This is a genomic window from Atopobium sp. oral taxon 810 str. F0209, from assembly GCF_000466405.1.
Classification (GTDB): Bacteria; Actinomycetota; Coriobacteriia; order Coriobacteriales; family Atopobiaceae; genus Olegusella.
This window is the reverse complement of sequence record NZ_KE952942.1, coordinates 1-21,819: the sequence shown is the minus strand read 5'-3', so window position 1 is coordinate 21,819 and position 21,819 is coordinate 1. Positions and strand designations below refer to the sequence as shown.

Genomic DNA, 21,819 nt, shown 5'->3' with positions numbered 1-21,819 from the left:
TCTACACGACTTGGTAAGATAGTACACGAATAGCCAAGACTTAGCATTTGTGCATGTAAATGATGAGTTAGAGCTTGGATTGGAGAACAAAGCGAGTTATGTAGGTGATTTTAGTGTTAGGAGAGTTATGCCAGACAAGAAGGAGTCGCATTTCTTTGCCCTGCTTTCTCGACTAAAGTATATTGACCGTTGGGTCTTGATGCGTTGCTCGCGTACGGAAAATCTGTCCGAGCATTCGCTGGAAGTTGCGATGATTGCTCATGCGCTTTGCGTGATTGGTAACGTACGTTATGGCCGTAAGCTCAATCCCGAGCGAGCGGCGTTGGTGGGCATGTATCATGATGCGTCCGAAATTATTACCGGTGATATGCCAACACCGGTAAAGTATCGTAACGGTCAGTTGCGCGATGCATATCACCAGGTAGAGACTGAGGCAGAAGACGAATTGTTAGATACGCTGCCTGAAGATTTGCGCGAGGAGTTTGAACGAGCATTTCGTTTTGGTGCGGACGACGAGCTGATGCTGCGCCTTGTCAAGGCGGCTGACAAACTTTCTGCTCTCATCAAATGTGAGGAAGAAGAGCGTGGTGGTTCGGGTGAGTTTGCGACTGCTGCGGCTTCCACACGTCAGAAGCTTGAAGAGATGGCAATAGAGTTACCCGAAGTGCGCGACTTTATGGAAGAGTTTTTGCCTAGCTATGGTCGCACCTTAGACGAGCTTCTTTAGTTTGAGCTGCTAGTGGTATTTGTTTGGTTACCGCTGGTACCGCTCTTACTAGTATCTGTTTCTGTAGAAGAAGTGCTGGAGTCGGACTTGTCTTGGCTCTGCTTGTCTTCGCTTGGGTTGGTCTTGCTAGCGCCGCTATTTGCAGTATCGGAACTACCACTGTTGCTATTTTCGCTATTGTTGCCGTTTGGGTTAGTGCTTTCGTCTGCTTTTGTGGAGTCGTCAGTCTTGCTGGAGTCTGTTGAGTCTGCAGTCTTGTTGTCTGTCGTATCGGCAGTGTCTGCGCTTTCGTCAGCTTTTTGCTGGGTATCTGCCGATTTGTCCTGTTCGCGTGAGTCTGGCTCGGTGTAGGTCGATGGTATCAACACGGTTTTGGATCCAAGACCCTGACCAGCTGTGACAAGTGAAATTATTCCCGCTGTTATTGCAAGTGCTAGCAGTGCTGCGGCGATGGCTACGCCTAGACGACGCCATGCCAGCTTGTTTGTGCGTACGGCTGCGGCTTGGCGGATAGAATTTGGGGCTATAGGAGTTCCTGTTGCTGCATGGGAATGCGGACCTGTTTTGTCCGAAAGCGTGAGTGGGCGCTGTTGCACCACAGTCTGATCTATCGCGGGTTCTGATATAGCGTTAGTCGCATCGCTGGTAGGGGAGTCCGTGTTTTTCTCATAAGACGAAAAAGCTGCAGGTAGAGAAACATTCTGCAGTTTAGCTGCCGAACGTTGAATGATTTGCTGGTAAATCTGGCTTGCAAAAGACGAGGCGGCTGCTGCAATTATGGTGCCGATAAGAGAGCCTGCAACGCCAATTTTGGTTGAGAGTATGAGTGCCGTACCTGCTGCCATCGCACTTGCAAATACTGTCGCAAAGGAAACCTCGCCAAACAAACTTTTCTTTTCGCCAGAGTTGGCAGCTGCGGCGTTGATATCGTTTTGCTTGTAAGCCATAGCTATTGAAGTGCCTCCTCAAGGTTGGTCTTCTTGCTCATTTTCCCGAATTGGCCTAAGTCATACCAGCCAAGCTAAAATTCTTGGCAGAATTACACGAAAAGCTAATCGCCCTTGCATGTTTTCGTCAAAACTCCTCCCAGCTCAGCATTCCAATAAAATTCCAACCCCTCTTTAGTCTCTCTTCAACTCCTTTTTTAACCTCTCTCATAAGATTTTCTAAAAAAGTAGCGCCTAGCTGACAAATGCGGGCGTTTGAAGACGGATTAGCTGGTAATATGTTCTGTAGGACGTGTTCAGTAGTTGCGACATTAGGAGGCACACATGCTTGTCAACGCAACACAGATGCTCCAGAACGCTGAGAAGGGTCACTATGGCATCGGCGCATTCAACACTAACAACCTCGAGTGGGCAGACGCCATCATCACGGCGGCTGAGGAGAAGCAATCTCCGCTGATTATTCAGTGCACCAGCGGCGCCATGAAGTGGCAGGTTAGCTTCAAGGTTGTTTCCGAGATTGTGCATCAGATCGTTGAGGATAGGAAGATTACTGTTCCTGTTGCTCTGCATCTTGACCATGGTTCGTATGAGGCTTGCTTTGATTGCATCGAAGCTGGCTTTACCTCCGTTATGTATGACGGCTCTCATGAGGCTGACTTCCAGACCAACCTCGATCGTACCGCTGAGATTGTGAAGATCGCTCATTCCAAGGGTATCTCTGTTGAGGCCGAGGTTGGCGGCATTGGTGGTACCGAGGATGGCGTTACCGCTCAGGGTGAGCTTGCTGATCCCGAGCAGTGCAAGCAGATTGCTGATCTGGGCGTTGACTTCCTTGCTTGTGGTATCGGCAACATCCATGGTCTGTACCCTGATAATTGGGCTGGCCTGAGCTTTGATCGTCTCGCCGAGATCAAGGCTGTTGTTGGCGATCTGCCTCTCGTTCTCCATGGTGGTACGGGTATTCCTGTTGACCAGATTCAGAAGGCAATTGCCAACGGCGTTTCCAAGATTAATGTCAACACTGACCTTCAGGTTGTCTTTGCTAACGCTACTGCTAAGTACTGCGCTGAGCACCCCGGCTTTGATGACAAGGCATTCGATCCTCGTAAGCTCCTCAAGCCTGGTCGCGAGGCTATTGCTACCCGCACCAAGGAACTCATTGACGAGTTCGGTTCTGCAGGTAAGGGCTGGGCATAAGTTTTTGCTGCGTACGCCAAGACGAGCGCACTGCTTGTGCGCCGATGGTGTATTGCTGCATGTAAATGTGATCGTCAAAAGGGATCAACTTTCGGGTTGGTCCCTTTTAACCATGCAAGTTTCGCTATTTGAAGTGCAGGTGGGATGCAAATCGCAAACACAAACCACAAATGGTTCAAGTTTCGAAGTAAGCGAGCGTAAAATCGCAGGTCATTTTTTTCGCAAGTCCGGAGGATGAACCATCTATCGAAATGAACCATCTATCGAAAATTTGCCTGCTCCTTTTTGCAAAAGCGGAAGCGAGGAAGCTTCTCACAAGAGGCAGGTCGCGCAGTTGAGGGTCTCAGCCTAGCAGTCGGGGTGGTCGAGCTGAGTGTCGGCAGAATGAGTTTCGGATCCGTCGGAAGGTAAAATGTCCGCCAAAGTTTTGCTGTCCAGATACTCAGCGGTTACCTGGCCGAGACCTGCCCACACCTTTACCGTAGGGCAATCAAAAACCTGTGGGCAAATCTCGTCGTTGGTGCACTGTAAACAGGCCACTGGCGCCAGAGAACCTTCAGCAGCACGCAAAATTTCGCCGATGGTGTACTCCTCGGGCTTGCGTGTCAAACGATAGCCGCCACCCTTACCGCGCTGGCTATCGACGTAACCTGCTTTGTGCATAAACGCAATGACTTGCTCAAGATACTTACGTGAGATATTTTGTCGCTCAGACACATCGCCCAGCGAAATCCATCCTTCATGCGTTGCGAGATCGCTCATTGCTCGTAAGGCATAGCGACCCTTGGTGGAGAACATATTTGCAGCCATAGTTAGTTCCCCCTATCTTCCAACATTTCTTCAAGCGTGCGCCACGCCAGCTCTGCACATTTCACACGTGCAGGCATGTGCGAAATGTCCTTCAGGCTCGCTGCATCTTCTAGCAGAGCAAGTTTGTCAGGATCGGTTTCAGTGCCACGCACCATGTCCATAAACAAGCGACACAGCTCAATTGCCTGCTGAGGTGTTTTGTCTGTTATAAGGTCAGCCATCATATCAGCTGATGCCTGGCTGATTGCGCAGCCGCTACCCTGATATGCCGCTTCTTCAATTACCCCATCGTCACCAATTTTGACGGAAAATATAAGGTCGTCGCCACAGCTAGGGTTAATACCTTCATGGGTGTGCGTAGGATCGTCCATCTGATATTTGTAGTCGGGATGGGCAACATGATCCATGAATGCAGCATTGTAAAGATTAACGGTTTCCATGGAATACCTGCCAAACCTGTTTTAGACCCTCAACTAGGCGGTCGATATCGGTCTTATCGTTATAAAAAGCAATACTTGCGCGACTGGTGCTTGACACACCCAGCTCGGTCAAGAGTGGCTGAGCACAGTGATGACCTGCACGAATACAAATGTTTTGCATATCAAGAATAGAAGCGACGTCGTGTGGGTGAACGTCTCCTACGTTAAAAGCAACAGAGCCCAGATGACGCCTGCCATCGGTAGGGCCGATGATATCGATAAAGTCGAGCGCTGCTAGTTGATCGGTGAGGTAGCGTACCAGTAGACGTTCGCGAGTCTCAAGAGTATTCCAGTCCTTTTCTTCCAAGTAGCTCAATGCTGCATCCAGCGCATAACTGCCCGCAGCGTCTTGTGTGCCCGCCTCAAATTTTTGAGGCACAGGAGCCCATACGGCATTAGTTTCGCTAACGGAGTCAATCATCTCGCCACCAGTCAAGAAGGGCGGCATTACATCGAGTAGCTCTGCTTTGCCCCAAAGGACACCAATACCCATAGGACCACACATCTTGTGAGCTGAGAAAGCAAGCAGATCACAGCCAAGTTCACGCACGTCAACAGCTATATGCGGCACGGACTGTGCGCCGTCGACGACCATCTTTGCACCCATAGCATGTGCTCGGGCGGCAATCGCGGGAATATCGTTTTCGATGCCAAGTACATTGGAAACCTGCGTCACCGAGACAATCTTTGTTCGTGGGCCAATCTTGGCCTTAATCTCGGCAGGTGTGATACGGAAATCATCATCAAGCCGCAAAAATACCAACTTTGCACCAGTCTCGCGACAAATCTGTTGCCAAGGAATCAGATTGGAGTGGTGCTCCATGATAGAGATAACTACCTCGTCACCTGGTCGTAGTAACAGGTGTCCCAGCGAATGTGCAACAAGATTTAGACTTTCAGAGGCATTGCGCGTAAAGACAATCTCGTTACCCTGTGGCGTGCCTTGTTTGTCCACAGCACCAATAAAACGCGCGACATGCGCCCGCGCCTCTGCGATAGACCGCGTCGCGTCAACCGACAGACGATACAGACCACGCAAGGGGTTTGCATTCATCGTCTCATAGAACTTACGCTGTGCATCAAGCACACAAGCAGGACGCTGTGCAGTTGCAGCGCTATCCAAAAAGACCAGCTCGGGATTGTTGGCAAGCAGAGGGAAATCCGCCTTATAGGGGTTTTGCTCAATGAGAGCTAGCTCGTCAGAATTTAACATTTAAGCCTCCCTGCTCTCGTCAAGCTCGTGTGCAACTTCAGCGCCTAAAATGGCTTCCGCTCGAGTGACGGCGGTAGCACGTAAATCCTCGGTGGACGCATTAATGATTGCATCATCAAAGATTGCGCGTACAAAGAGTGCCTCTGCTTCCTCGCGAGAAAGACCGCGGGCAGCAAGGTAATCCAGTTGCTCGGGGCTTACCGAACCGATGGTGGCACCATGATTGCCCTGAACATCATCCTCATCACAAAGTACCGTTGGCAGCGTTTTGTTGACAATATCGTCGCCGGTTACCAGTACAGTTTCGGATTCGTTGCCTTTGGCATCTTTTGCACCGTGAATCAAATCGATGGTCTGACGCAAAGTTTTTTTGCCAGCGTCGGCAAGGACACCCGTTGCGTGCATCTCGGAGCGACTATGGCGACCGCGCATACGACATAGCTGATTTACGTCAAGCAGATCTTCGCCGCTCACGTGGTAGCGCATTGTCAGATCCAAGCGGCTGGATTGACCAGCAAGATTGCATCCAAAACCAAACGCGACCTTCTTGCCACCCAAAGCGTATTGGCGTACCGCAATCTGTGCATTTTCATCGGCAAAAATGCCGACAGTTTCGATGTGCTGGCCTTCAACTGCAACAAGCTCAGTCAGTTGTAGTTTGGCGCCGCGCTCAACATAAATGCGGGTGAGTGCTGCTGATGTCGGAGTCGATTTATCGGTATTGCTGTTATTTGGCGTGCTATTGGTACCAGCAGCTACTATAGCTACCGTTGCGTGCGATCCAGCGCGTAGCATCACAGCGGTATTGGCAACATATCCTGCAGAAACTTTAATAACGATGGGCTCGGTGCGTGTGGTATTGCGCGGCACTTCAATATAGTGACCATCGCCTGCAGCAGCTGCAATCCAGGCGGCTGCCTCGATGCCTGAACCCGTCTCGATACTGTCAAAGATGCGTGGTACTGCTTCGTATACTTTGCCCGTCGCGTCAGGTGTGGGCACTTCGAATTGCACGTCGTTAATGCGCAGATAGTTCCAAGTTTCAGCAACAGGTGAGTTGACGTGCGGGAGAGTTTGCATATCCATTAGCCGATTGCCCCCTCCATCTCGAGTTTAATCAGGTTGTTCATCTCGACCGCATACTCAAGCGGGAGCTCCTTGGACACAGGGTTAGCAAAACCATTGACAACCATTGTGCGAGCTTCTTCTTCGCTACATCCACGGCTCATCAGATACAAAATAGTGTCATCAGAAATACGGCCAATGGTGGCTTCGTGACCCACTTGTGCAGAACCGCAACGTACATCCATTGCGGGGATGGTGTCTGAGCGACTGATATCGTCAAGCATCAGTGACGAGCAGCTTACAGACGCACGAGCGCGTTCGGCTTTGCGACCAATGACAACAGAGCTGCGGAAAGTGTTGATGCCGCCGTCCTTTGAAATCGACTTGGTTTCGACAGATGCGGTGGTATCGGCGCCCTGCAGGATAACCTTGCAGCCAGTATCGAGATCTTGGTTTTGGCCAGCAAAGGTGATACCTGTGAACTCAACGCTGGAGCGGTCACCCTTCATAATCGAGGTAGGGTAGAGGTAGGACACATGACTGCCAAAGCTACCTGAAATCCATTCCATTTGTGAATCTGTACCCACCGTGACGCGCTTAGTATTGAGGTTGAACATGTTTTTCGACCAGTTTTCGATGGTCGAATAACGCATGTGTGAGCGATTGCCGACAAAGATTTCAACTGCGCCTGCATGGAGGTTTGCGGCGTAGTATTTTGGCGCCGAGCAGCCCTCGATAAAGTGCAAGTTGGTATCATCTTCGCAGATAATCAGCGTATGCTCGAACTGTCCAGCACCCTGCGCATTGAGGCGAAAGTAGCTCTGCAGCGGATAATCTACCGTGATGCCGCGTGGCACATACACAAAAGAGCCGCCTGACCATACGGCGTAGTGCAGTGCTGCAAACTTGTGATCACGAGGCGGAATCAACTTGCCAAAGTACTGCTTGACCAGCGGCTCATATTCGCTGTGCAGCGCATCTTCGATGGTGGTATAAACAACACCTTGCTTTGCCATCTCTTCTTTCATGTTGTGATACACGATTTCGGAGTCATACTGGGCGCCTACACCAGCGAGACTTTCGCGCTCTGCTTGCGGAATGCCTAGACGTTCAAAGGTATCTTTGATGTCCTCAGGCACTTCTTCCCAGTTGCTGGCCTGCTTGGTTTTGGGCGAGACGTAGGTTGAGATATGACTCATGTCGAGCCCGCTGGTATCTGGACCCCAATTGGCGGGCATCGCGAGATTTTGGTAGGTTTCTAGTGCGTCAAGACGCATTTGCAGCATCCACTCGGGCTCATCTTTCTTTGCCGAGATAGAACGTACGATTTCGGGGGTCAATCCATCGGCGTACCGCTCGTAGCCCTCTTCTGATTTGGTGAAGTCATACAGTGAGCGGTCAACGTCTTGGACCTGTGTCCTTTCTGCCAAGCTACTCACCGTCCTCGGCAGCCGTAGCAACAGCGTTTTCGAAGCGCTCAAAGCCGTTACGGTCGATATCATCAATCAAGGAAGCAGGGCCATCGGCAACAAGTCGACCCTTGACCATGACATGGGTGTGGTTGACATCAAGGCGCTCGAGGATGCGGGTGTTATGCGTGATCATCAACAGTGCGCCGTCGCAATCTTCGCGATAGGCTTCAATACCACGAGACACGACGGAGAGTGCATCTACGTCGAGGCCCGAGTCGGTTTCGTCAAGAATTGCCAGTTTGGGACGGAGTAGCAGAAGCTGTAGCATCTCGATTTTTTTCTTCTCGCCACCCGAGAAGCCTACATTGAGTTCACGAGTGAGAAAACTTTGGTCCATGCTCAGTTGGTCGCAAATCTCACCGACGCGCTGGCGGAACTTGCGAGCGTTCATCTTGAGCTCGGGGCGCATCTGTGTGATGGTGCGCAAAAACGAGTACAAAGGCACGCCAGGCACCTCGACGGGTGCCTGATAGGAGAGGAAGATGCCAGCGAGACTACGTTTGTTGACAGCTTGCTCGGTGATATCAATACCATCAAAAATAATTTGACCGTCGGTGATTTTGTAAGTGGGATCGCCCATGATGACGTGGCCCAACGTAGATTTTCCTGCGCCATTGGGTCCCATCAGGACATGGGTTTCGCCTGATGTAACTTCCAAGTTGGCATGATGGAGGATTTGCTTGTCCTCAGTGCCAGCGGAAATATTACGCACACTGAGGAGTGCGCCATGAGTAGTGTCGGACATAAACGTCTCTCCGTTCGTATAGCTGCAGCAAGATGTAGCAACTCACGCTAGATGGGCGCGGTGATTGCGATATCGTGCTGCTGCCCCCTCTCTGAGAAAAGCTCCTGCTAGAGCAATTTCTTTGTGGAAACTCTCCGCGCTGAGGCGTCGCTATGGTGGCGTGCGCGCTCAGGTGAACTTCCTCTGCAAAAAAGCTCTCACCCAGAGAGGTTTCCCCTTTTTCTCCTAAATCATACTAACTGAGGGGTATTTAAACTGAAAGAGAAAATTTGGCTTTATTAAAGTCTTACAATACAAAATTGCTGTCCTACTAACGGGTTATTCACGCTAGAGTTTTAAATGAACAAAAGGAGGGCTGCCATGCTTACTAATAATCGATTTGAATTGATGGCTGCAGGTAAGCAGCTGGCAGCGGCTGCATTGACGGCCGTGCTAGCAGGTTCTTTGATGGCATGCAGTGGCGGTACAGCAAAAAATATTCCAGCAGAAACAGGCAAAATAGGCTCTCAAGCTGCAGAAGGTTCAGCTATCAAGAAAGATGCAGCTACTACTGATATTACTGATATCCAAGAGTCCAAGGAGGGTTCTGCTGAAGGTTCGAATGCAACAACAAAGACGGTATCTACCGAAGCATATGCCAACAAAAAATACGGCTTTACATTCGATCCATCGTTTTGCAAAGACCTCAAAAAGTTGGATGAGGCCGAGACTTCGGTGCATTTTAACAGCAAAAACTGGGAAATGGATCTTGTTGCGCAGGCAAAGGAAAATACTGCTAATCTCGGGGCTCAGGCAGTGGCTGATGCTTATACCAAGTCAGCGGATAGTTCAATGGAGCCTGATGTTTTAGTAGATGAAGGCGACAGTGTCTCATACTGTCTGGTAGTTCAGGCTGAAAAAGATAAGGACGGCAAAGCAATCGTTGCAGTCTATATTTCTTATGTGGGCTCAGGCAGTATCCAAGGCCTGCGCGCAACCTTCCCAGCAAAAAAATATGCGAGTTTAAGCGAGGAGCAAGCTCAGCAGCTTGTGATGTCTTTTGTCCCCGGCGATTTGAAGACGCGCCACTAGCGAATCGCAGGGTGCTTGCTGGTGATGTCTGACACCTAGCCGCCTAACCGTAAATTAGGTTCACAATTCCTCGCGTGCTATCGAAGGGTCCACAATTCCTCATCCTCCATATCCTGAGTATGCTAGGTGTCAAAAGTCACAGTCCTGGTCACTCCGTTTCATGCCAAGTGCCAAAAGCCACGTTCTACTTCACTTTTTTAGCCAAAAGCCACACATCTCTTCACGCCCTTAGCCAAAAGCCACGTATCTCTTCACGCGAAAAAAATCTACCTGCGCAAACGTCAGGTCCTTTGAAACAGAACGTGGCTTTTGACATTTTTTCTGAAATAGAACGTGGCTTTTGGAAAGTAGAGCCGCATTGCTTGAAAGAATATGTGGCGTTTGGCAAGCAGAGCTGTGCCAGTTGGAACAGAATGTGGCGTTTGGCAAGCAGGCGATGCATGACATAAAGATTATGAGAACGTAACGCTTCCATGTCAGCTCGTAACAAATCCGCGTCTGTCCAAAAAGCTGTGCGATAGTTTCCAGAGCGGTCGTATGACCGCAAACTGCAACGATAGAGAGAATAGAGGACGTATGAGTCGCGTATACAATTTCAGCGCAGGGCCAGCCGTGCTACCGGAAGAAGTTCTCTCGTCTTGCCAGTCTGACCTGCTGGATTATCGTGGCTGTGGTATGTCCGTTATGGAAATGAGTCACCGTTCCACTGTTTTTCAGGAGATTCTCGACGAAGCCGAAGCTGATCTCCGTGAGCTTCTTGCTGTTCCCGATAATTACAAAATTCTGTTTCTCAGTGGTTCAGCGCATCATCAGTTTGCGGCTGTGTGCATGAACCTTATGAAAAACCGCGTGGCTGATTACATCATCACAGGTCAGTGGGCCAAAAAGGCCTATGCAGAAGGTAAGCTATATGGTCAGGCAAACGTAGTAGCAAGTAGCGAAAATGCAACATTCAGCTACATTCCTGACTGTTCAAAGCTCGCAATTGATGAGAATGCTGATTTTGTTTATATCTGTGAAAACAACACCATCTATGGCACAAAATTTCACCAGTTGCCTTGCACTCGCGGCAAGATATTAGTTTCTGATGTATCAAGCTGTTTCCTCTCGGAGCCAATGGATATCTCTCGTTATGGTGTCGTTTATGGCGGCGTCCAAAAAAATATTGGCCCTGCAGGTATGACTATCAATATCATTCGCGAAGATCTTATCCGCGATGATGTATTGCCTGGTACCCCGACCGTAATGAAGTGGAAGACCCAGGCAGACAAGGGTTCTCTCTATAACACGCCTAATTGTTGGGATATTTATGTCTGCGGTCTCGTCTTTAAGTGGCTCAAAAAGCAGGGCGGACTTGCAGCAATGAAGCAGCGCAATATTGAAAAAGCCCAGCTTCTTTATGACTTCCTTGATGCGTCGTCGTTGTTTAAGGGTACTGTCCGTGTGGAGGATCGCTCTCTTATGAATGTGCCTTTCATAACGGGTGACAAGGCGCTTGATGTAGAATTTGTAAAGCAGGCAACCGCCGCGGGTCTTGTCAATCTCAAAGGTCATCGCAGTGTCGGTGGTATGCGCGCCAGTATCTATAACGCGATGCCCAAGCAAGGCGTTGAAACCTTAGTCAAATTTATGGGCGACTTTGAGCTTGCACATAAATAAGACGTTTACAAATAAGGATTCAGAGCGCGACTTGTCGCAACAAAACTTGCTGCAACAAAAATAGGGGAGATTTGTATGAAAGACCGCAAGGTTTATTGTCTCAATGCAATTTCTGCTGTTGGTACTGATAACTTCCGCACTGGTTATAGCCTTACCGATCAGCTAGATGATGCAGCGGGCGTAATGGTGCGTTCCGCAAAAATGCACGACATGGAGTTTCCGCCCAGCCTACGCGCTATTGCTCGAGCAGGCGCTGGTGTTAATAACATCCCGTTGGAGTGTTGCTCGGAAGCAGGCATTGTCGTCTTTAATACTCCTGGTGCCAATGCAAATTCTGTCAAGGAACTTGTGCTTGCGGGCATGCTGCTCGCGTCGCGCGACCTACTTGGCGGTGCTGCATGGGTGCGGGAAAATGCTCGTGATCCTGCGATTGCCAAGTCTGCCGAAAAGGCAAAAAAAGCCTTTGCTGGTCACGAAATCGCAGGTAAAACCCTTGGTGTCGTGGGTTTGGGTGCCATTGGTTGGCGTGTGGCAAACGCCGCAATCGATCTTGGCATGAAGGTCATTAGTTACGATCCTTACATGTCACTGAGCAGTGCTTGGCATTTGAGCCCACAGGTGGGCAATACCTCTGATCTGGGTGAACTTGCTGCTCAAAGCGACTTCTTGACTGTACATGTACCTGCAGGCGACAAGACGAGCAAGATGATTTCGGCTGATATAATCGCTTGCATGAAGCCAGGTGCAACATTGCTCAACTTTGCCCGCGATATCGTGGTTGATGAAGAAGCAGTTGCAGCAAGCTTACAGGCTGGAAAGTTGCACAAATATGTGACCGACTTTGCAAATCCTCTGACAGCAAACCTACCTGGAGCAATTGTCTTGCCACACCTCGGTGCCTCTACCGAGGAAGCAGAAGATAACTGTGCACTCATGGCGGCACAGCAGCTTCAGAACTATCTCGATAACGGCAATATCACCAATTCTGTCAATTTCCCAGCTATTGATTTAGGTGTTTGCGAAACTGCATCTCGCGTATGCGTGTTGCATCGCAACGAGCCTAATATGCTGTCTCAAATTACAGGCTTTTTTGGCAAAGCAGGACTCAACATCGAAAATCTTGCCAACAAGAGCCGTGGTGCGTATGCGGTGACGCTGCTGGATATTGATGAGACAATGCCGCATGATACAGCAGAGCGTCTAGGAGATATTGCCGGAGTTCTTCGCGTGCGCCGTATTGAGGGTTAGTCTGCGAGCAGATGGCATCAGTTCCAACCTGCCTGCCACATATAGGGATTCTGGCTGGTTAGTCCACGAGCAAAACGAGGCATCAGTAGAGCAGAACTGTGTATGATTGCGACGCACAAAGCAGCAAAAAAAATAACGCGCGACTCATGTTTGGGCCGCGCGTCTTTTGTGTGCGCGTCTTTTGTTACATAAAGGGATATTCATACGTTATAAGTAGGAATTAAGGGTATAGTGACTCGGTAGAAAAATACGTCGCTCGTGGGTGAACATCACTGTTGTTTTGTCTACGTGCGTCGGGATGGGCATTGCCAAATCAGGGGAGGTTTGACCTGCTCATCTGCTTGGAAGAGGAGTACATCATGGAGATTGCAAATCGTGTAGAAGACCTTATTGGCTCTACGCCTCTTATTGATTTGTCGGCCTTAGCATCTAACAGCTCTGCTCGCATTCTTGGTAAATATGAGGCCAAAAATCCTGGTGGATCTATCAAAGATCGAGTTGCGCTTTTCATGCTCAACGCAGCCGAAAAAAATGGCAGTCTCGCTCCTGGCGGCACCATCATTGAGCCCACCTCGGGTAATACTGGCGTCGGTCTTGCAATGCTTGCTGCTGCTCGAGGCTATCACCTTATCCTGACGATGCCCGATACTATGAGTATTGAGCGTCGTCGTCTTGCTGCGAGTTATGGCGCAGAGATTGTCCTTACGCCTGGTGCCGAAGGTATGGCGGGTGCAGTCAACAAGGCCGAGGAGTTACATGCAGCAATCCCTGCCTCCATTATTGCAGGTCAGTTTTCCAATCCCGCCAATCCACAGGCCCATTACGAGACCACAGGTCCCGAAATTTGGCGTGATACCAATGGAAGCGTTACAGCAATTGTGGCAGGTGTTGGCACGGGTGGCACGATTTCAGGCACTGCTCGCTATCTCAAAGAGCAAAACGCCGACGTTCGAGCAATTGCTGCCGAACCTGCAGAATCTCAAGTGCTTGCTGGTAAACCTGCTAGTCCTCACAAAATTCAAGGTATAGGCGCCAACTTTGTTCCCAAAAACTATGATGCAGATCTTATTGATGAGGTGCTTCCTGTAACGTCTGCGCGCGCCATTGAGCTTAAAAAACTCCTTGCAGAGAAATTCGGTCTGCTTGTGGGTATTTCCTCAGGCGCCTCGGTTGCTGCGGCTTTGGAGCTTGCCTCTCGCGAAAACTATGCTGGAGCAACTATCGTTGCAATTTTGCCCGATACTGGTGAACGTTACCTCTCAATGGAGTTCTAAGCATGGCACCAATCACCCCAACCCCCATCAATGCAAGCGCGCCAACGGCCGAAGGTGTACCCCTGCGTCAGCTGATGCGCGAAGATCTTGATGCAGTGTTTGCACGTGATCCTTCGGCAACTTCGCTTTCCCGTGTGATTATGTTTTCGGCGGGCTTGCGTATTGTTTGGGCATATCGTTGGCAGCATTGGTTGTGGCAGCATGGTCATACGTTTTTGGCACGCCTGTCACATCGTCGCACTCGTCGTCGTTACGGCTCGGATATCCATCCTGCTGCCCGTATTGGACGTCGCTTTGCTGTGGATCACGGTGTGGGTGTGGTGATCGGCGAAACTGCCATTGTGGGAGATGATTGTCTTATCTACCAGGGCGCGACATTGGGCATGACAGGTAAGAGTTTTGCCGCAACAGGCAAACGCCATCCCACAGTGGGTGCAGGCGTGCTCATCGGTGCAGGCGCCATTGTGTTGGGCGATATTACGATTGGTGATCGTTCCAACGTTGGAGCTGGTTGTGTTGTGGTTAAACCTGTGCCTGAAAATTCTACCGTTGTGGGTATTGCAGCACATATTATTGGCGACCGTCGGACGTGTCCGGCAGACGATGCTAATTGGGGTGTTTTGCTGCGTACCAGCCCCGAACTTCAAGCTCGCCTTGACGCGGTGAGTCGCGAGTTTGGTGTGGAAAAACAGAGCACATCACAACAAACTATCGCAGCTGCCGATTGCAACTGCCCCCAAACAGACAGGGTGGCACAATAGGGAATCTATGCTGTCCTGCTTAGTTGCTAGAATTTAAAAAGAATTCATCACGATTTATCCTTGGGCATCTTGGGTGATGTCATGGGGACATGTAGATAAGTGAGGCGCCGTATGGCTTCGGAAAGCATTGTTATTCGCGGAGCGCGTGAGCACAATCTGCGCGATATCAACGTCACCATCCCTCGCGACAAGCTTGTAGTCATTACAGGTTTGTCGGGATCAGGCAAGTCGAGCTTGGCATTTGACACTATATATGCTGAGGGTCAGCGCCGCTATGTCGAGAGTCTTTCCAGCTATGCGCGCCAATTTTTGGGACAGATGGACAAGCCAGATCTCGACTCTATTGATGGCCTGTCGCCAGCGGTTTCTATCGATCAAAAAACAACCTCGCGCAATCCTCGCTCCACCGTAGGCACTGTTACAGAAATCTATGATTATCTGCGACTTCTCTATGCACGTGTAGGTGTGCCTCACTGTCCTGAGTGCGGTCGTGTCATCGAGCGTCAGACTACCGATCAGGTATCGGACAAGGTTCTCGAGGCAGGTATGGGTCGTCGCGCCTATGTGCTGGCACCCGTGATTGTGGGTCGCAAAGGTGAGTACACCAAGCTTTTTGAAGATCTTGCCAAAGAAGGTTTTTCGCGCGTGCGTGTTGATGGTGAAATTCGTGAGCTTGGCGGAGAAGAAATTCGTCTGGACAAGAAGTTCAAACACAGTATTGAAGTTGTGGTAGACCGCGTAGTTATCAAGGAAAATTCACTTGGGCGTATCGCCGAAGCTGTTGAGCAAGCAACACGTCTTGCGGAAGGTAGGGTAGCGTTTTACCTGCTGCCCGAGCGCGATGCACCCGAGGGTAGCGAGGGTGATTTGCTGGAATACTCTCTTGACCTTGCTTGCCCAATACATGGTCATTCTATTGGTGATTTGCAGCCGCGTGATTTTTCTTTCAATGCACCTTATGGCGCCTGCCCCGACTGTGATGGGTTGGGTACCAAGCGTATGGTTGATGCCGAAGCGTTGATTGAAGACCCCAGCTTGTCTGTAGCAAGTGGGGCTTTTGGCAGCATCTTTGGTCATTCCAACTACTATCCACAGATTTTGGCTGCTGTATGTCGTCATTTTGATGTTGATCCTGAAACTCCTTGGCAAGACCTACCAAAAAAAGTGCGTACTGCTCTGCTTGATGGTACGGGATCAGCCAAGATTCGCGTGGACTACCATACTCGTGATGGTCGTGATACCAATTGGACAATTCAGTTTTCTGGTGTGCGCTCGATTCTCTTTGACAAGTATCAAGAGACGAGCTCAGATAGCATGCGTGCACAATTGGATCGTTATATTCGCGAGGTACCTTGCCCCACTTGTCATGGCGCGCGACTCAAACCCGAGTATCTTGCGGTGACTATTGGCGGTATTAATGCAAAGGGCGAGGGTGTACCCGAGCGCAATATTTGGGAACTCTGCGAGCTTTCTTGTAAAGATGCTCTAACGTATTTCCGTGGTCTGCATTTGACTGAGCGTCAGCAGCTCATTGGGGCTCCTATCGTGAAAGAAATCCTTGCACGTCTGCAATTCTTGGTGAATGTGGGTTTGGATTATCTGACGCTTTCTCGTGCAGCGGCGACGTTATCTGGCGGCGAAGCCCAGCGTATTCGTCTGGCAACCCAAATTGGTGCTGGTCTCATGGGCGTACTCTATATTCTCGACGAGCCATCAATTGGTCTGCACCAGCGTGACAACGACCGTCTGATTGCAACCTTAGGTAACCTGCGTGACCAAGGTAATACGGTTATTGTGGTTGAGCACGACGAGGACACAATCCGTGCGGCAGACTATGTTATCGATATGGGTCCTGGTGCTGGTGAAAATGGTGGTGGAGTTGTTGCCGCAGGTACACCAGCTGAAATTGCTGTCAACCCTGATTCATTGACGGGAGCCTATCTTACTGGCAAGCGTATGGTGGCACTGCCTGAGGGTCGTCGTAATCCTGGTCGTGGTGCACTTAAAATCACGGGCGCGACTGCCAATAACCTCCGTGGCGTTAATGCCAAAGTCGAGTTCGGCACGCTTACGGTGGTGACGGGGGTGTCAGGTTCGGGCAAATCTTCGCTGGTTACAGATACTTTGGCGCCCGCGCTCACCAATGCGATTCAGCGTAGCAAACGACCTGTAGGTCCTTATCGCAAACTCGAAGGTGTAGAAGAAATCGACAAAGTTATTGATATTGACCAGTCACCCATTGGTCGTACGCCTCGTTCAAACCCTGCAACCTATATTGGACTTTGGGACGATCTACGTGCACTTTTTGCTTCGACTCCCGAGAGCCGTGCGCGTGGTTACAACCCAGGACGTTTTTCATTTAACGTATCGGGTGGCCGCTGCGAGGCCTGCAAGGGTGACGGTCAAATCAAGATCGAGATGAACTTCTTGCCCGATGTCTATGTGCCTTGCGAAGTTTGTCATGGCAAGCGTTATAACCGAGAGACTCTGCAAGTTCTCTATCATGGCAAGTCGATCTCGGACGTGTTGGACATGACAGTGACTGAGGCCTTAGCGTTTTTCTCGGCCATTCCAAAGATTAAAAATAAGCTTAAGACGCTCTACGATGTGGGCTTGGGTTATGTACATCTGGGTCAGCCTGCAACAACGTTATCTGGCGGCGAGGCTCAGCGTGTAAAGCTGGCAAAAGAGCTGCATCGCCAGCAGACGGGTCGCACTTTTTACATCCTCGACGAGCCGACAACGGGTTTGCACTTTGAGGATGTGCGTCAGTTAGTTGATGTGTTGGAGCGTCTGGTAGATGCAGGTAATACGGTGCTCGTCATTGAGCATAATCTCGATGTGATCAAGATGGCAGATCGTATTATCGACCTTGGGCCAGAAGGCGGAGCGGGTGGTGGCGCGATTGTTGCTTATGGCACGCCCGAGCAGGTAGTACGGGTGCCCGAGAGCTATACCGGTAAGTATTTGGCACCTATCCTTGAGCGCGACCGTGCTCGTATGAAAGCAAAAAAGAGCTAAGTGTTGCGGTGGTGTTTTTATATGAAACGCTACGGTTTTGCTTGGCTAGGGGAGCTACATGGCAAAAAAAGACAAGGTACAAAAGACAAATGCGATGCGCGAACTGGATCGTGCTGGCATTAGTTATGAGGTGCTCGAACTTGAAGGTGAGGAGGATATCTCGCGTGGTTTGGGCGTGCGCATGGCACGTGAAGCTGGTGAGGATCCTGATTCGGCGTTCAAGACTTTGGTTTGCGTGGCGCCATCGGGAAACCATGTTGTGTGTTGCATTCCTGTAGCGCAGGAAGTCGATCTTAAAAAAGCTGCAGCTGCGGCAGGGGAGAAGTCTCTGTCGCTTTTTCCTTGGCGCGAGCTGGAAGGTTTGACAGGGTATGTGCGCGGGGGTTGCTCTCCCATTGGTATGAAACGACAACTGCCAACCTTGATTGATGAGACGGCCCAGTTGTTTGAGCGCATTTCAGTGTCGGGCGGGCGGCGTGGCTTGTCTTTGATGGTAGAGCCAGATGCGTTGCTCGGCTTCCTTGGAGCAAGCTATGCTGATATTACCCGTGTATAGGAAAACATGACGCAAATGCATGGAGCGAGGCGGTTCCTATCCTTAACATATGGCCGTGGTAACTAGCTTTTCTGACCCCTCTTCGCTCTGAGGGCCAGGGCAATGGCGCACATCGGCCCTCAGAGCGAAGAGGGGTAGCTATCCTCTCATGTTTAATAGGGTCTAGTTAAGGAAAGTCTTATTTTGTACGTGCGTGCCAACGTAAAATTTTTTGGGCGCTGACTAGAAAAAATCTTTTCTTCAGCTGCGGGAAGCGTCTCACGAAAGATTCGATAAAGCCCCTGCACATAGGGCTTTTTCTTATCAGGTCGCTGCTTAATGTAGTTTTGGATAGGGCTTTGCATAGCTTAGCTCGTCACTTTTTGCTGAGAATTGCTTACGCCGTCAGTGCGCGAGAATCCGCGATAAGGCTCTCAATCAGTCCGTCTGGCACGTTACTGTCAAGCAGAACCGAGATCCAGTGACGATGGTTCATATGGTAGCCAGGAAATATTCCGTCGCCGAGTGTAAGTGCTGCTCCGTCAGCAGGATCTACTTTGAGATTGACGATGTCTACTGGTTCATCTCCTGCAAGTCCCAACTGACTACGTTTAACGTGAAGCAGAGCTGCAAACCATTTGCGATTGTGCGTATTGCGCAAAATTGCATTATCAGGCATCGACATCCAAGGGTATTCTGGCTCGATGCCGTATTCGTTTTTGACATATGCGAGCAGTTCGCTGCGATTCATAGGGGTCCTTTGGTGGGATGGGGATGCGTTTGGGGTTATTGTGGCATAGCTCTACTGATTTGTAGAGAAAATTTCTTGTCATAAGGAAGAAATAAAGCTGCTGCATATACAAAACTGTTCGAGCTGTCCGAAAAATAACCCATCTAGGTACATATGTTCAGATAATCTAATCTTAATTACGTTCTAAATAGTACTATTCCAAATGTTTATACGAACGGATAAGCACTTGGAATAAAGATACTTTCTGGATATCGATTGTGAAAAGGATAAGTTTTTAATGTCCGCATAAGTTGTTAAAGTTTAGAAATAGGAAGCTCAGGTGTTTTAAGCCAGACGATTGCTGTCACAAAGGAGCTGAAATAAGCGATGCTGTATGCACACTCAAAAGATGACGACCAAACACAATGGCAGCCATTGCATGAGCATTTAGAAAATGTTGCTGAGTTGTGTGGTGAGTTTGCTAAGGCATTTGGTTATGAACAGTGGGGACGTGTGCTTGGCCTTTTACACGATGCTGGCAAGTCATGCGATAGATTCCAGAAGGAGCGGCTCCGCAACAGGCCTGTGAGCGTCGACCATGCGGCATTCGGTGCGGCGCGTGCGCTTGAGCTTTACGGTGGACGCGCTGACAAGGATGATCCATACGGCAGTCAGGCCTACATGGGCGAGCTTTTGGCCTATGCGATTCTGGGCCACCATGGAGGCATGAAGACCTCTATCGATGTGGAGGATAGGGTAAAACAACTTGGCATGCCGCCTGCTCCAGGTAAAGCCGTTGATAACTACAGTCCGTACCATGTCATGATAGGCGAGTTCCCTGATGTCGTGCCTCCAGCGAGGTTAGACCTTGAGCCGATGATGCATTCCTGCATCATGCGGTCATGTTCTGAGTCAGTACAAGACGAAGAGGCACGAAATATTGTCCAGCAGCGTCTGTCCTTTTCTGGGCAGGCGTTGACACGTATGCTGTTCTCGTGTCTTGTCGATGCCGACTGGATTGACACAGAGCGCTTCATGAGTCCCGAAGTGGCGGAGCAGCGGGAACACGGCTATGATTCCATTCCCGTGTTGCTCGATAGGCTTGAGAACCATCTTGATGGGTTGGCAAGCGAGGTTGAAGACACGCCAGTCAACGAAGCACGTGCTGCCGTTCTTGCTGATTGCAGGGAAGGAGCGGCCTCCAAGTCCGGTCTCTTCACTCTTACAGTGCCCACTGGCGGTGGCAAGACGCTTTCATCTATGGAGTTTGCCCTGCGTCATGCAGCTGAGAACGGTCTTGAGCGCGTCATATACGCCATTCCCTTCACGTCCATCGTTGAACAGAGCGTTGCCATCTTCAGAGACATTCTTGGCGCTGAGAACGTTCTTGAGCACCACTCGAATTACGACTTTGAGGAGGCGGCGAAGGAAGGGCGCGAGTACGAGCGGCTTGCCGTGCAGAATTGGGATGCACCCATCGTGGTCACCACGAACGTCCAGCTGCTGGAGTCGCTGTTCTCTAACAAGCCAGGCAAATGTCGCAAGTTGCACAACATCGCGAACAGCGTCATTGTGCTCGACGAGGCGCAGACCATATCGATTGAGCTCATGCGCCCGACGCTTGCGGCACTCGAAGAGTTGACTCTCGATTTTGGTGTGAGTGTTGTGCTTTGCACGGCAACACAGCCAGCTGTGCAAAACGAGTGGCCGTTCGGCTCTTGCCCCCGTGAGCTGTGTGGCGCACACAAGGAGCTGTTCTCAAAAGCGTTTGATGGACGGATTCGCTATCAGCTAGTGGGCGAGATTCCAGAAGATGATTTGGTAGACAAGCTTGCAAGCTCACATCAAGTGCTGTGCGTTGTCGGCAAGAAAGCGGAGGCGCTTGCCCTCTATCGTGACATAGTGGCTCGCGCGAAAGAGAGCGCTCTGCTTGATGATGCTAAGGAGCCGTATGAGGAGGGCTTATTCCATCTGAGCGCACACATGATTCCGGTGCACAGGTCAAAGATGATCGTGAAGATACGAGAGAGGCTTGATGCGGGCGAGCGCTGTGTGGTCGTATCCACTCAACTCATAGAGGCGGGCGTGGACTTCGATTTCCCCGTCGTCTGGCGCGAGATGGCCGGACTGGATTCTATCGTGCAGGCGGCAGGACGCTGTAACCGCAATGGGAAGCGCACCGATAAGATGGGCGAGAAGGCCCCGGGAGACGTCTTCGTCTTCGAGTTCACCGAGAGAGACGGAGTCTTCGCGCGGCCGGATGAACGCTCGTTTCTGGGGAAGACACGCTCAATTGCATCTGAACTACTCAACGAGGATGGTTTGGATATTGACGAAAGCTTGGTCAGCCGCTACTTCGGGTGCTGCTATCAATCAACAGAACTTGATGCAAAAAATCTTTATAAAGAGATGTCCAGCAGCAAACATCTTCAATCGTCAGATACATGCCTCTTTAAGCGCTATATATCCTACGATTTCGAGAAATATTCGAGTGCCTATATGATAATTGAAGATGAAGGTACACCCATCTTTGTACCTTGGGGAGAGAAGGGCAGAAAACTTCTCAATCGCCTTTATTTATCTACTCATGACGAAGCATCACTCATACATAAGCTGCAGCCCTATAGCGTAAGCATCTATCCCCGGCTCATGCGTGAACTGGAGCGAGAAGGGCTCGTCGAGCATTTGGGTCTCGTGAACGTGTTGAGCATGGAGGACGACTGCCGTACGGTTTACAGCGAAGAGACGGGCCTTCTCCCGCCAGGCGAGGAGGTGCTCAATGTGATGGCACTATGAGATGTCTCGTATGTTTACGATTGGGACAAATCCAATCAAAGAAAGGAGACCAGCTATGGCTTGTCAAGC

Annotated in this window: 18 protein-coding genes; 10 read left to right on the top strand and 8 right to left on the bottom strand. The window is 50.2% G+C overall.

Annotation, left to right across the window (positions count from 1 at the left end):
* The first annotated feature begins 127 nt into the window (after positions 1-127).
* Positions 128-727: a 5'-deoxynucleotidase gene (gene yfbR, locus HMPREF9069_RS03005; protein WP_035438299.1), complete on the top strand. Its 600-nt coding sequence runs from the start codon at positions 128-130 to the stop codon at positions 725-727.
* On the opposite strand, the gene HMPREF9069_RS03000 is transcribed toward yfbR, so the two are convergent.
* Positions 724-1,674: a hypothetical protein gene (locus tag HMPREF9069_RS03000; RefSeq protein WP_021625655.1), complete on the bottom strand. Its 951-nt coding sequence runs from the start codon at positions 1,672-1,674 to the stop codon at positions 724-726. The two genes, yfbR and HMPREF9069_RS03000, sit on opposite strands and share 4 nt — an antisense overlap.
* 324 nt (positions 1,675-1,998) lie before the next feature.
* Between HMPREF9069_RS03000 and fba the strand changes: the two genes are divergently transcribed.
* On the top strand, positions 1,999-2,871 hold the full coding sequence (gene fba / locus HMPREF9069_RS02995; protein ID WP_021625654.1) for a class II fructose-1,6-bisphosphate aldolase: 873 nt from the start codon (positions 1,999-2,001) through the stop codon (positions 2,869-2,871).
* A 348-nt stretch (positions 2,872-3,219) separates the two neighbouring features.
* Here the strand turns inward: fba and HMPREF9069_RS02990 are convergent, their stop codons facing one another.
* Genes HMPREF9069_RS02990 through sufC form a run of 6 tightly spaced genes read right to left on the bottom strand, consistent with a single transcriptional unit; the run spans position 3,220 to position 8,655 of the window.
* Positions 3,220-3,681 carry an RrF2 family transcriptional regulator gene (locus tag HMPREF9069_RS02990; protein WP_021625653.1) on the bottom strand — a complete coding sequence of 154 codons (462 nt, stop codon included), beginning with the start codon at positions 3,679-3,681 and terminating at the stop codon, positions 3,220-3,222.
* A gap of 2 nt (positions 3,682-3,683) precedes the next feature.
* Complete coding sequence (gene sufU / locus HMPREF9069_RS02985) at positions 3,684-4,121, bottom strand: Fe-S cluster assembly sulfur transfer protein SufU (RefSeq protein ID WP_021625652.1); 438 nt, start codon at positions 4,119-4,121, stop codon at positions 3,684-3,686.
* Entirely contained in the window at positions 4,108-5,373 is a 1,266-nt protein-coding gene (locus HMPREF9069_RS02980) for an aminotransferase class V-fold PLP-dependent enzyme (protein WP_021625651.1), read from the bottom strand. Before HMPREF9069_RS02980 ends, sufU begins: the two co-directional genes overlap by 14 nt.
* Positions 5,374-6,459 (bottom strand): SufB/SufD family protein, encoded by a 1,086-nt coding sequence (locus tag HMPREF9069_RS02975; RefSeq protein WP_021625650.1) that lies wholly within the window; start codon positions 6,457-6,459, stop codon positions 5,374-5,376.
* Positions 6,459-7,868: a Fe-S cluster assembly protein SufB gene (gene sufB, locus HMPREF9069_RS02970; RefSeq protein ID WP_035438306.1), complete on the bottom strand. Its 1,410-nt coding sequence runs from the start codon at positions 7,866-7,868 to the stop codon at positions 6,459-6,461. The genes HMPREF9069_RS02975 and sufB overlap by 1 nt, the downstream gene beginning before the upstream one ends.
* 1 nt (position 7,869) lies before the next feature.
* Complete coding sequence (sufC, locus tag HMPREF9069_RS02965; protein WP_021625648.1) at positions 7,870-8,655, bottom strand: Fe-S cluster assembly ATPase SufC; 786 nt, start codon at positions 8,653-8,655, stop codon at positions 7,870-7,872.
* 360 nt (positions 8,656-9,015) lie between these two features.
* Between sufC and HMPREF9069_RS02960 the strand changes: the two genes are divergently transcribed.
* From HMPREF9069_RS02960 to ybaK, 7 genes are all read left to right on the top strand, one after another.
* A complete protein-coding gene (locus HMPREF9069_RS02960) occupies positions 9,016-9,726 on the top strand; it encodes a hypothetical protein (protein WP_035438296.1) in 711 nt (236 codons plus the stop codon).
* 576 nt (positions 9,727-10,302) lie between these two features.
* Positions 10,303-11,385: a 3-phosphoserine/phosphohydroxythreonine transaminase gene (gene serC, locus HMPREF9069_RS02950; protein WP_035438295.1), complete on the top strand. Its 1,083-nt coding sequence runs from the start codon at positions 10,303-10,305 to the stop codon at positions 11,383-11,385.
* Positions 11,386-11,460: 75 nt separating this feature from the next.
* Complete coding sequence (locus tag HMPREF9069_RS02945) at positions 11,461-12,633, top strand: 3-phosphoglycerate dehydrogenase family protein (RefSeq protein ID WP_021625644.1); 1,173 nt, start codon at positions 11,461-11,463, stop codon at positions 12,631-12,633.
* A gap of 359 nt (positions 12,634-12,992) precedes the next feature.
* Positions 12,993-13,907, top strand: coding sequence for a cysteine synthase A (gene cysK, locus HMPREF9069_RS02940; protein WP_156894147.1), 915 nt, complete (start codon positions 12,993-12,995; stop codon positions 13,905-13,907).
* Positions 13,908-13,909: 2 nt separating this feature from the next.
* A complete protein-coding gene (epsC, locus tag HMPREF9069_RS02935; protein WP_021625642.1) occupies positions 13,910-14,668 on the top strand; it encodes a serine O-acetyltransferase EpsC in 759 nt (252 codons plus the stop codon).
* A 111-nt stretch (positions 14,669-14,779) separates the two neighbouring features.
* Positions 14,780-17,689, top strand: coding sequence for an excinuclease ABC subunit UvrA (gene uvrA, locus HMPREF9069_RS02930; RefSeq protein ID WP_021625641.1), 2,910 nt, complete (start codon positions 14,780-14,782; stop codon positions 17,687-17,689).
* A 58-nt stretch (positions 17,690-17,747) separates the two neighbouring features.
* Complete coding sequence (ybaK, locus tag HMPREF9069_RS02925) at positions 17,748-18,245, top strand: Cys-tRNA(Pro) deacylase (RefSeq protein ID WP_021625640.1); 498 nt, start codon at positions 17,748-17,750, stop codon at positions 18,243-18,245.
* 376 nt (positions 18,246-18,621) lie between these two features.
* Here the strand turns inward: ybaK and HMPREF9069_RS02920 are convergent, their stop codons facing one another.
* Positions 18,622-18,975, bottom strand: a complete 354-nt coding sequence (locus tag HMPREF9069_RS02920) for an MmcQ/YjbR family DNA-binding protein (RefSeq protein ID WP_021625638.1) — start codon at positions 18,973-18,975, stop codon at positions 18,622-18,624.
* A 366-nt stretch (positions 18,976-19,341) separates the two neighbouring features.
* Between HMPREF9069_RS02920 and HMPREF9069_RS02915 the strand changes: the two genes are divergently transcribed.
* Complete coding sequence (locus HMPREF9069_RS02915; protein ID WP_021625637.1) at positions 19,342-21,750, top strand: CRISPR-associated helicase/endonuclease Cas3; 2,409 nt, start codon at positions 19,342-19,344, stop codon at positions 21,748-21,750.
* Positions 21,751-21,819 lie beyond the last annotated feature (69 nt).